The following is an 11693-nucleotide window of genomic DNA, read 5'->3' on the forward strand; positions in this document are numbered from 1 at the left end:
AGTGACGCACCTTCGACATCCTCCCCCCATCTAGAGTCGGGGGTTCCACGGAAGGAATCTGATGAGGGCACTGGACACGGACGTGGCCGCCGCCGTCACCGCGGCACAGCGCGGCGACCGGCAGGCGCTGGCCGGCCTCGTCACCACCTACCTGCCGCTCGTCTACAACGTCGTCGGCCGCGCGATCGACAACAGCGCGGATGTGGACGACGTCGTCCAGGACACCATGTTGCGTGCCGTGCGCGACCTGCCCGCCCTGCGCGCCCCGGCGAGCTTTCCGACATGGCTGGCCGCGATAGCCGTCCGCCAGGTCGGCACCCACCGGCACCGGCAGCAGACCGCCGTCGCGCGGACCACCGGCCTCGACCAGGCTGTCGGCCGCCCCGACCCGGCCGCCCACCTCGAAGGCGTGAGCCTGCTGGAGACCGAACTCACCGCACAGCGGCGGGAGGTGGCCGAGGCGAGCCGCTGGCTCGATCCCGACGACCGGCTCCTGCTCGCGTTCTGGTGGCAGGAAGTCGCCGGGCTGATGAGCCGCGGCGAGGTCGCCGCGGCGATGGGCCTCGGCGTCGCCCACACCGGGGTACGCCTCCAGCGCATGCGCGAGCACATCGACGTGGCCCGGGCCGTCGTCGCCGCGCTCGGCGCGCGCCCGGCCTGCCCCCAGCTCACCGGGCTCGTCAGCGGGTGGGACGGGCGGCCCGGCAGGCTGTGGCGCAAGCGTCTGGCCCGGCACGTCCGGGCCTGCCCGATCTGCTCCTCGGCGGCCCTGGAACGCCTGCCGGTCGAGCGGCTGCTGGCGGGCCTGCCGGCCATCGCGGTGCCGGCCGGGTTCACCGAGCAGGTGCTGTCGCAGACCACGGCCCTCCCCTCGCAGGTGCTGTCGCCCGCCCCGGCCGCCACCGAGCCGGTAGCGGCGCCGGCCACGGTGGCGTCCGCCGGGATGACGGCCGTCGCCGCGGTGACCGGCCTCGCCGTGGCCACCGCCGTGGTGGTGGGCCTCCCCGGCGCGCACGAGCCCCGGACACCACAGCCGGTCACCGCGCCGGCCGCGACGACGGCCCCACCGCCGGCGTCCCCCGCACCGGCGCGGATCACACCGGGACGCCTGTCGCTCGAATGGGCCGGCGGCGGTTACCTCACCGCCCGCGACGACGACGTGGCCACCGTCGCCGCCGTCGGCGACCAGGACCGCCGCAAGGCCACCTTCGTCGCGGTCGCCGGGCTCGGCGACCCGGCGTGCTTCTCGTTCCAGACCCTCGACGGGCGGTACCTGCGGCACTACGAGCTGCTCGCCTACACCCACGACCCGAACGACACCGGCATCTTCCGCCAGGACGCCACCTACTGCCCCGAGCCGGGCGTGACGGCCGACTCGGTGATGCTGCGATCACACAACTATCCCGACTTCTACCTGCGCTGGACCGGCAGCGAACTACGGATCGGCCACTTCGACGACAGCAGCGGGTTCCGCACCGACAGCAGTTTCCGGATCCGCCCCGCGCCGGGCGGCTGACGCGGTCCTCCGGGCACGCTCGGGAGACGAACCTCGGCGTGCCCGCGCGCGACAAGATCTAAAGTGACTCAGGTCACAGCAGTTGGTGGACCCGTACGTGATCGGCTTTCGTCTTGCTGGTTGTGAAACGAAGTCTCAACGCGGCCGACGAGGAGGAACTCGTGCGCCGCACCGCCGCCGGGGACCGGCGCGCGTTCGACGAGCTGTACCGGCGAACGTCGCCGTGGCTGCTCACCCGTCTGCGGCGACGGTGCTCCGACGACGACGTGGTCGCCGACGTGATGCAGGAGACCTACCTGGCGGTGTGGCGGGCGGCGGGCGGCTTCGCCGGGGTCAGCGCGTCCGGCAGCGCGGCCGGATGGCTGTGGACCATCGCCGCGCACCGGCTCGTCGACGCGTTCCGCCGGCGGGCCCGGCAGAACCAGATTCCGGCGGTGCCGCTCGCCGAGTCGGTCGCCCCCGCCGCCGAGGACGAGGTCATGGCGGTACGCATGGGCCAGGAGCTGGAGCAGGCCCTGCTGGAGCTTCCGCCCGAGGCCCGGCAGGTGCTGCGGGCGATGGTTCTCGACGGGTTCTCGGTCCGGGAGACCTCCGTGCTGCTGGGCGTGCCGGAGAACACCGTGAAGTCGCGGGCCCGCCGGGCCCGGATCGCTCTTCGGGAGGCGCTGTCGTGACCACTCATCTGAGCCCAGCGGTGATCGCCCGCTACGCCGACCGGGATGCGGCCCTCGACGAGGTCACGGTGTGGTCGATCGAGGTGCATCTGGAGGACTGCCCGGACTGCCGTGCCCTGGTGGCCGGCGCCACGACGGACGACACCCGGGCGCTGCTGGCCCGGATCAGCGCCGTCGTGGACGCCGGCATCGCCACCGGCCCCGCTCCCGCGCCGCGGCGCAGCCGGGCGGCGATCCCGAACCGCTGGATGGTCTGGCACCTGTTGCCGTGGCTGACCATGACGGTGGCGGTGCTGAGCTGCGCGGTGCTGCTGCAGGCGCTGGAGCCGACCATGCCGTCGCTGGTAGCGCTGTTGGCCCCGGTGGCGCCGCTGCCCGGTGTGGCGATCGCGTGGAGCAGGCGCGCCGACCCGGCATGGGAGCTGATCGCCGGCACCCCGGCGGCCGGGCTGGCGATGCTGCTGCGGCGCACGGCCGCGGTCCTGGCCGTGGTCGTGCCCGCGCTGGCGCTGGCGAGCACCCGTACCGGCTTCTCCCTGGCCCTGACGCTGCTGCCGTGCCTGGCCTTCACCGCGGGGACCATCGCGGCGGGCTCGTTCGTCGGGGTTCGTCTCGCCGCCCTCGTGCTGGGCGGTGGATGGGCGCTGGCCGTGGCGGTGCCAGCCCTGCTCACCGCCGAACTGCCGGTGATCCTGCAACCGGGCAGCTCGCTGCCCTGGGCGCTGCTCACCCTCCTGCTGGCCGCCGTCGCCGCACTGCAGAGCGACAGCTTCCGCCGGCTCTCCAGCCACAACTGATTCACGAAGATCGAAGGGAAACATATGCGTACGGTGAGCGCGGCTGAAACGGCCCCCACCACCTATCCGTGGGCGGTCCATGCCGAAGGGCTCCGGGTGCGCGCCGGCCGGCATCTGGCCGTCGACGGGCTCGACCTGACGCTGGACACCGGCGTCCACGGGCTGCTCGGGCCGAACGGCGCCGGCAAGACCACCCTGATGCGGGCGCTGGCCACGGTGCTGAAACCGGCCGGCGGCAAGCTGACACTGCTCGGCGAGTCGGTCGACGCCCGGGCCGACCTGCGGCGGGTGCGCCGCGGGTTGGGCTATCTGCCGCAGCAGTTCGGGTTCTACCCCCGCTTCACGGTGCGGGAGTTCGTCGAGTACATGGCATGGCTCAAGGAGATGCCGAAGGCCGCCGTGCCCGGCGCGACGCAGCGGGCGATCGAGCGGGTCGGCCTCGCCGCCAAGGCGGACGCGCGCATGAAGACGCTGTCCGGCGGCATGCTGCGCCGGGCCGGCATCGCGCAGGCGATCGTCAACGACCCGGCCGTGCTGCTGCTCGACGAACCGACCGTCGGCCTCGACCCGGAGCAGCGCCTCGACTTCCGCGAGCTGCTGCGTGACGTGGGCGTCGACACCTGCGTGCTCGTCTCCACCCACCTGGTCGAGGACGTGGTGGCCGCCTGCACCGACGTGGTGCTGGTCAACGAGGGCCGCCTCGTCTATCAGGGCACCCCGGACGACCTGGTCACACAGGGCGGCGACAACTTTCCGGGCGACAGCCCCGCCGAACGCGGTTACTCCGCGCTGCTGCGCCGCCATCGGACGGAGGGGGGCCGATGAGCCGCGTCCTGCTCATCGAGCTGCGCCGCTCAGCGGCCCTCGGAACCGCCCTGATCCTGGCCGTGGCGGGTGTGGTGCTGCTGTACTTCGCCGGCGACGCCGAGGCGTTCAAGACCGGGTGGATGCAACTGGCCATGAACCAGCGCCTCTTCCTGGCCGTGCTGTGGCCGCTGGCGCTGGCCGCCGGCGCCTGGCAGGCGAGCCGTGAACACCGGTCGAAGGTGGCGGAGCTGTTCGACAGCACCCCGCGGCCGACGGCGCACCGGACGGTGCCGACGCTCGGCGTGATGGCTGTCGCGGTGATCTGCGGATACCTGGTGATGGGCATCGCCGGCGGCCTGTCGATCATCAGCACCGCCGAGTACCTGCCGGTGGGAGTCTTCGTGGTCACGGCGGTCGGCGCGCTGGCGCTGGTCGCGGCGGTCTGGCTCGGCCAGGCGATCGGCCGGCTGCTGCCGTGGCTGCTGACCGCGCCGGCGCTGGGCATCGCGGGCCTGGCGCTGCTGCTGCTCATCCCCGCCGCGACGCGGCCGCACGGCTGGCTGGCTCTGGTCTTCTCCCCCATCTACGAGATGAACATGCCGTCCGCCTACGCCACGGTGCCCGGCAAAGTCAGCGCCGCCCAGGCCGTCTGGCTGGCCGCCCTGGCCGGGACCGCCGTGCTGCTGTCCGTGGCCGGCAGCCGGCGGCTCCGGGTCGCGGCGCTGCTGCCCGTGGCGCTGGGCGCCGCGCTGGCGATCGCGGTGATGCCGCACCAGAACAGGATCGTCACCGACGCGGTCGACCCGGTGGCGAAGGCGCTGGTGTGCACCGACGACGAGCCCCGGGTGTGCGTCGGCCGCGTCCACTCCGGACTGCTGTCCGCGGTGACGGCGCCGGCCCGGGAAGGACTGGCGGCGCTGGCGAAGCTTCCGGGCGCGCCGACTCTGGTGCACGAGGACACCACCACCTACTTTCCCGACGTCTATCCGCAGTGGCGCACCGACGTGACACTGGTGCGCGTCAACGCCGGCGCGAGCGGCCACGTCGTCGACAAGGGCGGTGTGCGGGGGGCCGTGGTGACCGGGGCGTTCGCCAGCCCACCCGGGTGTGAGGAGTCGGCGCCCGCACCGGACCGGTTCGCGGCCGCCTACTGGCTGATCGGGCGTGAACCGCTGATGGGCGACTTCTACGAACCGGAGGAGGTCGCGGAGGCCATGCGGTTGTGGAACGACCTGCGGCGACTGCCCGAGGGCGAGGCGCAGGCCCGCGTGGCGGCGCTGCGTCAGGCCGCGCTGGCCTGCGCGGCCTCCGACGGACTGTTCCCGCAGGACAAGCCGTGAGGTGGCTGGCGCTGTACCTGCGGTCCCGGCGGGCGCCGATGGCGCTGGTCACGGCGGCCGGCAGCGCGGCGCTGATGTGGATGCTGTGGTCGGTGTCCTCCGACACCCGCGACGTCGACCCGCAGATGGTCGTCCTGACGGTTCTGCTGCTGGTCGCGGCCCTGACCGTCACCCTCGGCGGGCCGGACGACGCGCTGGAGAAGACCGCCGCGTTCGCCTGGCTGCCGCGACGGACCGCCCACCTGCTGGCGGCCTTCCTGGTCATCGCAGGGGTGCTGGTGGCGACGCTGGTCACCGGGGCCCGGTTCGGTCCGGGCTGGCTGGTGGCGCGTGACGCGGCCGGGCTGCTGGGGCTGACCGCCCTCGGCGCCGCGACGATGGGCGTCGCGCGGGCGTGGTTCCTGCCGCTGGGCTGGACCCTGGCGGCGATCCTGTTCCCGCAGTCGGAACCGGTGATCGGACGGGTCCTGACGTGGCAGGCCCAGGACCCGGCGAGCACCGCCGCCGCGGTCACGGCCGGGTCGCTCGCGGTCGGCGGGCTCATCGCGTACGCCGTGGCCGGACCGGCCCGGAGCGCGCCCGCCGAGGCCGCCCAGCAGTGACCTGCCGAGGCCCTCATCCAGCCGGGTGAGGGCCTCGCCCCCTGCGGCGGAGTTCGTGTCACAGCGTGCGGCTACAGTGCGCCGCATGGGATTGAGTATCAGTGTCGGCAACCCCGCTGTCGGCGACGCCGAGGGCGAGGAGCACTACCGCCAGGCGATCACCGCCCTGGCGCGGGCCCTGGCCGAGGAAGGCGCAACGGACTGGACACCGCCGGCGCCCGGGGCCGCCGAGGATTCCGCTCCCCTGCCGGCGGCCGGGTTCCCCTACGGCTATCTTCACCGGCTGCGGCGCGTGTTCGCCCTGCATGTCGAGGGGCAACCGGTCACACCCGTCACCTCGGCGGCCGACCTCGACGCCGCGGACGGCTACATCGACGACGCCACGTCGATGCTCAACTCCCACCTGCTCTGCCACTCGGACACGAGCGGCTACTACGTGCCGGCGCCGCTCGACGACCCGGTCTTCCTGGCCCCGGACACGCAGGTGGCCGGCGGTGGCATCGTGGGCTCCTGCCAGGACCTGCTGGACGAGTTGCACACCATCGCCCCGGTGATCGGCATCCGGCCGGAGGCCACCGGCGCCACCGCCGACGACGACCCGTTCGCGGTCGAACAGCTGGTGTGGCGGGCGCTGTACGACTGCTGTCAGGCGAGCATCGCCACCGGCCGGCCCGTCGTCTTCCACTGAGCCGGCCGCCGGTGCTCCTCAGGCGAGGGCGCCCTGCCGCTCGACCGGGCCACGGGCGCGCGGCACGGACCCCCGCCGGAACTCGCTCGGGCTGACGCCACGGGTCCTCTTGAACGCCACACTGAACGCGAAGGCGTCGGTGTAGCCCACGGCGCGGGCGACCTCGGCGACGGTCGCCGCCTCGCGCTCGGCCAGCAGGTCGGCCGCGAGCGTCATCCGCCAGTGGGTGAGATAGGTCAGCGGCGGTTCGCCGACCAGGTCGGCGAACCGTTTCGCCAGCGTGGATCGGGACACCCCGGTGCGGTCGGCCAGCGCGGAGACCGTCCAGGCCGCCGCCGGTTCCGCGTGCAGCAGGCGCAGCGCGTCGCCGACCACCGGGTCCCGCTGGGCGGCGTACCAGGCCGGGGGCTCACCGCCGGGCCGGTCGAAGTAGTCGCGCAACGCGCAGACCAGCAGCCAGTCCAGCAGCCGGTCCAGCACCACCTGCTGGCCCGGGGTGTCGGCGGCGACCTCGGCGGCGAGGTGGTCGAGCACGGCGTCGGCCCCACCGCCGGAAGCCACCCGCAACACGACCGGCAGGGTGTCCAGCAGCCGGCGGCTGATCTCGCCGCACACCGGGTAGGCGCCGACGATCAGCGTCGTCGCGCCGTCGCCCGGGTCGCCGCAGCTGTCGTCGTTCCAGCCGCGCCGGTGCCTCGTCCCGCCCTGCTCGGGCGACGTGCAGTGCTCGCCGCACGCGACCGGCACGGCCGTGGTGCCGATCCGGTCGACGAAGGTGAACGGCGCGGGACCCCGCACGATGACCGTCTCGCCGGCGCGGAGCCGTTCGGGCGGGCGGTCCTCGGGCACGATCCAGCCCGACCCGCCGAGAACGGTGCACAGCGTCAGCGGCGCGCCGTCCACGAAGCGCAGCGCCCACGGTGGGGACAGGGTCGAACTGGCGAATAGCGAGCCCTGGGCCCGCATCCCACGGAGGAGGTCACCGAACGCGTCCACCCTGCCGAGGTTAGACGATGACACAGGGGATCCGGCTTCTCACCCATGGAATCGTCCGATCAGGCGGCGTTGAATCGTTGGCATGAGCGATGACATCACCCTCGTGCTCGGCGCCACCGGCAAGACCGGCCGCCGGGTCGCCGCCCGGCTGCGGCTGCACGGTGGGCCGGTCCGCGCCGCCTCGCGGTCCAGCGCCACCCGGTTCGACTGGTCCGACCCCGGCGGCTGGGATCCGGCCCTGCGCGGCGTCACCGCCGCGTACGTGGTGCCGCCGCCCGTACCCGGCCCGGTCCACGAGTTCGTGGCGCGGGCCACGGCCGCCGGGGTGCGGCGCCTGGTCCTGATCTCCGGGCGCGGCGCCGACTCCTGGGGCGACTCCACGTTCGGGCTGGACATGCGCTCGGCCGAGGACGCGGTGCGGGGCTCGGGGCTGGAGTGGACCGTCCTGCGGTCGTCGAACTTCGATCAGAACTTCGACGAGGACGTCTTCCACGCCCCGTTGGTCGCCGGCGAACTCGCGCTCCCGGCCGGCGCCGTGCCGGAGCCGTTCATCGACGTGGAGGACGTCGCCGAGGTGGCCACCACCGTGCTGACCGAGCCCGGCCGGCATGCCGGGCGGATCTACGAGTTGACCGGGCCGCGAGCGCTGACCTTCGCCGAGGCGACCGAGCTGATCTCGCGGGCCGCCGGGCGGCCCGTCACCTACAAGCAGATCTCCCCCGCCGAGTACGCCGCGGCGCTGGTCGAACAGGGCTGGGGCGACGGCGACGCCCACCACCTCGCCGAGATGTTCGTGCTGATGGAGCGGGGCATCCTCGCCGAGACGACGGACGCGGTCGCGACCGTGCTGGGCCGCCCGCCCCGGAGGTTCGAGGACTACGTCGTGCGGGCGGCGGCCGCGGGGGTGTGGCGGTCATGAGCCCCGTCAGCCCGCTGACCGCCGAAGACCTGGAGCTTCTGCACCGCCCCCTGCACGGAATGCTGTCGGTGGCCGGCGGGACGCAGCCGCCGCAGCCCCGGCCGGTGTGGTTCGAGGCCACCGCGGAAGGGACCGTCCAGTTCTTCACCGAACCGGACTCGGTCAAGGTACGGCGGCTGCGCCGTGACCCCCGCGCCTCGATCGTCGTCGCGGCCCCGGTGGGCGAACGCGAACGCTGGCTGTCCGTCGCCGGGCGCGTCACCTTGGAGCCCGGCGGGGCGCACGACCTGTGCCGCCGTCTCGCCGCCCGCTACTGGGGCCCGGACGGCCGGGCCGGCGATCTCGCCGTCCTGCTGGCCGCCGAGCAGATCCGGGTCGTCATCCACCCGGAGACCGTGCACCGCTACGTGGGATGAGACATCGGCCCGTCCGGCCGAGTCACGGAAATACGGGGGCGGCCGGACGGGTTGGCAGTGCGCGTGGATGCGGCGACAGTGGTGGTCATCGGCGGCGGGCAGTCCGGGCTCTCGGCGGGGTACCACCTGAAACGGCACGGCTTCGCCGACGCCCTCGACAACCCCTCCGGGGAGCGTACGTTCGTGGTGCTCGACGCCGCGCCCGCGGCCGGCGGCGCCTGGCGTGACCGCTGGGAGTCGCTGCGGATGGCGACCGTGAACGGCATCTTCGACCTGCCGGGCTTCCCGCAACCGCCGCTAGACCCCGGCGAGCCCAGCCGTACGGCCGTGCCGCGCTACTTCGCCGACTTCGAGCGGGCGGCCGGCCTGCCGATCCTGCGCCCGGTGCGGGTCACGTCCGTACGACCGGGCCCGGACCGTGGGTTGATCGTCGAGGCCGACCGAGGGCGCTGGGCCACCCGGGCGATCGTCAACGCCACCGGCACGTGGACCAACCCGGCGCTCCCGGTCTACCCCGGGCAGGACACGTTCACCGGGCCGCAGTTGCACACCCGCGACTACGTGTCCGCGCAGCGGCTGGCGGGGCTGCGGGTCGCCGTCGTCGGGGGCGGGATCTCCGCCGTCCAGCTGCTCGAGGAGATCTCCCGGGAGGCGGTGACGTTCTGGTACACCCGCCGCGAACCCGTGTTCCGCGACGGCTTCGACCCGGAGGTCGCCGGTCGCGAGATCATCGCGAAGGTGACCGCGGACGTGGCGGCGGGCCGGCCCACCGGCAGCGTCGTCTCCTACACCGATCTCATCTGGACGCCGTACGCCCTTGCCGCGAAGCGCCGCGGGGCGCTGGAGCGGCGGCCGATGTTCACCGCGATCGAGCCTCACGGTGTGCGGGAGGCCGACGGGTCGTTCACGTCCGTCGACGCCATCGTCTGGGCCACCGGATTCAAGGCGGCGCTCGCCCATCTCGAACCGCTGGGCCTGCGCAACGCCGACGGCGGCATCCGGATGACCGGCACCCAGGTCGCCGGCGAACCTCGGGTGCACCTGGTCGGGTTCGGCCCCTCGCAGTCGACCGTCGGCGCCAACCGCGCCGGCCGCGACGCGGCGAACGCGATCGTCAGGCACCTGGACCGCCCCACCGCCGTTCCCGCCGCGCGTGGTTGATCCGCGACGGCGACCCCGGCCACGACGTGGCTAGAGTCGCTCGCATGTCTACCGCCGACCGTCCCGGCCTCACCGACCGTCTCGTCGACGAGGCGGCGCGCATCCTGGTCGAGTCCGGGCCCGCCGGCCTGTCGCTGCGCAGGCTGGCCACGGCCTGCGGGGTCTCGACCATGCCGGTCTACACGCTCTTCGGCGACAAGCAGGGCCTGCTGGCCGCCATGCACCGGGAGGGGTTCCGCCGGCTCGGCGCGGCCCTCGAACAGGTGGCCGTCACCGGCGACCCGCTGGCGGACCTGACCGCCCTCGGCGCTGCCTACCGCGCCGCCGCGCTGGCCAGCCCTCATCTGTACGCGCTGATGTTCGGCCACATGGCCCCCGACTTCAGCCCCGGCGAACAGGGCCGGGCCGCCGCCGACGCCACCTATCAACCGCTGGTCGACGCGGTCGCCCGCTGTCAGCGGGCGGGCGTGCTGCGGGGTGACGACCCGCAGCGCATCGCCCTGCATCTGTGGGCGGTGGCGCACGGCATGGTCAACCTGGAGCTCAACCGGCAGCTGCCGCCGCTGGGCGATCCCGCCGACCTCTTCCGGGAGGCGCTCGGTTACGCGGGCGCCCCGTTCCTGACCGCACCCGCCTGAGCTTGCCGTCAACCTAAGCGGCGCCACGGTGTTGCGCGGGCACGAGGTCGCCGGCTTTGAACAGAGCAACACCGGTGTGACCGTCCAGACCATCGCCGACGGCTCGCCCATCGAACTGCGCGCGCGGTATCTCGTAGGGTGCGACGGGGCACGGAGCTTCGTGCGCAAGAGCCTCGGTGTCGGCTTCCCTGGCGTCACGAGTGCCAACATCTCCCGGCTCGCCCGCATCACCGTCCCGGCGGACGCTGTGGCCCGGGCCGACGATCACCTCGAGCTGCGCGGATTCGGCCGGCTCGTTCCATTCCGACCCCACCGGACCAGACACGGATCGAACACCATTTCCCCTGCCGACGGGCTCGACCGCTCCGCCACGAATGATCTGTACATCGTCAGCACGCATGAACCGCGTGGTGACAGCGAGCCGACCGACGAACTCAGCCGCCTTCAGGCGCCGGGATGGCGCCATTCCTTCAGTCTGCGCTCGGGGAAGGTGTCGGCGGCCGGCCAGAGCCGCACCCGCCATCTGTCACCAGGAGTGATCGAGCCTGGCCAGCCGCGGTTGACGAAGCCCTGACCCGATATCCGTGCGGCATACCGACCGCTTGGCACCTCGAAGTTCACGACCGTGTCTGTGGGGCTGAAGTAGCGCAGCAAGTCATCGACCACCAAGAGACCGGCCTCGAAGACCTCCTCCCATGCGTCGTGATCATCAGGCGGCCGAGCGTCCCACAGCTCCAGACGCAACGGCATCTCGAAGTTGTTCTGGTGAGGGGATATGACGATGACCCCGGTGTCGTCCGCCGCGATTCCCGGGCCGTTGATCGCCTGCTCCAACAGGGCCATGTAGTCGGCATCCGGTGATGGATTGCCGCAGAGGCAGAACTGGCCGTGGTCGAGCCGAACGACACTCTCCGCTACCCGGCGCGGCGCTGGAAGGCTCATAGAGGGCATTGTTCCCGGCCGGATGGGGTACCGCCATCTCTTACGCGCTGGTCATGATCAACCTGCTGTGAGAGGGCGGTAGGAAAGATTAGGTCCGTTTCGTGGCGAGAGTGAATATTCCGGGTTCGTTCTCGATCAGGATTCCGCGGCTGACCATGCGTTTGAGTCGTGCCCGGGCACCTTCGACGTGCTTGGGG

Annotated in this window: 13 protein-coding genes and 1 pseudogene; 12 read left to right on the top strand and 2 right to left on the bottom strand. The window is 72.9% G+C overall.

Going from position 1 to position 11693, the window contains the following annotated elements:
* Window positions 1-61: 61 nt before the first annotated feature.
* From QLQ12_RS10290 to QLQ12_RS10320, 7 genes are all read left to right on the top strand, one after another.
* Entirely contained in the window at window positions 62-1516 is a 1455-nt protein-coding gene (locus QLQ12_RS10290) for a sigma-70 family RNA polymerase sigma factor (protein ID WP_282758927.1), read from the top strand.
* 122 nt (window positions 1517-1638) lie between these two features.
* Window positions 1639-2190, top strand: a complete 552-nt coding sequence (locus tag QLQ12_RS10295) for an RNA polymerase sigma factor (RefSeq protein WP_282758929.1) — start codon at window positions 1639-1641, stop codon at window positions 2188-2190.
* Window positions 2187-2987, top strand: a complete 801-nt coding sequence (locus QLQ12_RS10300; RefSeq protein WP_282758930.1) for a cupin domain-containing protein — start codon at window positions 2187-2189, stop codon at window positions 2985-2987. The genes QLQ12_RS10295 and QLQ12_RS10300 overlap by 4 nt, the downstream gene beginning before the upstream one ends.
* Window positions 2988-3011: 24 nt before the next feature.
* On the top strand, window positions 3012-3812 hold the full coding sequence (locus QLQ12_RS10305; RefSeq protein WP_282758932.1) for an ABC transporter ATP-binding protein: 801 nt from the start codon (window positions 3012-3014) through the stop codon (window positions 3810-3812).
* Window positions 3809-5134: a hypothetical protein gene (locus QLQ12_RS10310; RefSeq protein ID WP_282758934.1), complete on the top strand. Its 1326-nt coding sequence runs from the start codon at window positions 3809-3811 to the stop codon at window positions 5132-5134. Before QLQ12_RS10305 ends, QLQ12_RS10310 begins: the two co-directional genes overlap by 4 nt.
* Window positions 5131-5736, top strand: coding sequence for a hypothetical protein (locus QLQ12_RS10315; RefSeq protein ID WP_282758936.1), 606 nt, complete (start codon window positions 5131-5133; stop codon window positions 5734-5736). The genes QLQ12_RS10310 and QLQ12_RS10315 overlap by 4 nt, the downstream gene beginning before the upstream one ends.
* A gap of 85 nt (window positions 5737-5821) precedes the next feature.
* Window positions 5822-6424, top strand: a complete 603-nt coding sequence (locus QLQ12_RS10320; protein WP_282758938.1) for a hypothetical protein — start codon at window positions 5822-5824, stop codon at window positions 6422-6424.
* Window positions 6425-6442: 18 nt separating this feature from the next.
* On the opposite strand, the gene QLQ12_RS10325 is transcribed toward QLQ12_RS10320, so the two are convergent.
* Window positions 6443-7420, bottom strand: coding sequence for an AraC family transcriptional regulator (locus tag QLQ12_RS10325; protein ID WP_282758939.1), 978 nt, complete (start codon window positions 7418-7420; stop codon window positions 6443-6445).
* A gap of 82 nt (window positions 7421-7502) precedes the next feature.
* Here QLQ12_RS10325 and QLQ12_RS10330 point away from each other — a divergent pair, with 82 nt between their 5' ends.
* The 5 genes and pseudogenes from QLQ12_RS10330 to QLQ12_RS10350 form a co-directional block, all read left to right on the top strand.
* A complete protein-coding gene (locus QLQ12_RS10330; RefSeq protein ID WP_282758940.1) occupies window positions 7503-8339 on the top strand; it encodes an NAD(P)H-binding protein in 837 nt (278 codons plus the stop codon).
* Window positions 8336-8755 carry a pyridoxamine 5'-phosphate oxidase family protein gene (locus tag QLQ12_RS10335; protein ID WP_282758941.1) on the top strand — a complete coding sequence of 140 codons (420 nt, stop codon included), beginning with the start codon at window positions 8336-8338 and terminating at the stop codon, window positions 8753-8755. Before QLQ12_RS10330 ends, QLQ12_RS10335 begins: the two co-directional genes overlap by 4 nt.
* Window positions 8756-8818: 63 nt before the next feature.
* Window positions 8819-9916, top strand: a complete 1098-nt coding sequence (locus tag QLQ12_RS10340) for an NAD(P)-binding domain-containing protein (protein ID WP_282758942.1) — start codon at window positions 8819-8821, stop codon at window positions 9914-9916.
* 44 nt (window positions 9917-9960) lie between these two features.
* Entirely contained in the window at window positions 9961-10554 is a 594-nt protein-coding gene (locus QLQ12_RS10345; protein ID WP_282758943.1) for a TetR/AcrR family transcriptional regulator, read from the top strand.
* 76 nt (window positions 10555-10630) lie between these two features.
* Window positions 10631-10747, top strand: a pseudogene (locus QLQ12_RS10350) (FAD-dependent monooxygenase); the annotation flags it as partial.
* A gap of 251 nt (window positions 10748-10998) precedes the next feature.
* Here the strand turns inward: QLQ12_RS10350 and QLQ12_RS10355 are convergent.
* Entirely contained in the window at window positions 10999-11496 is a 498-nt protein-coding gene (locus QLQ12_RS10355) for a hypothetical protein (protein ID WP_282758960.1), read from the bottom strand.
* Between the last annotated feature and the right edge of the window lie 197 nt (window positions 11497-11693).

Source organism: Actinoplanes sandaracinus, assembly GCF_030009775.1.
Classification (GTDB): Bacteria; Actinomycetota; Actinomycetes; order Mycobacteriales; family Micromonosporaceae; genus Actinoplanes; species Actinoplanes sandaracinus.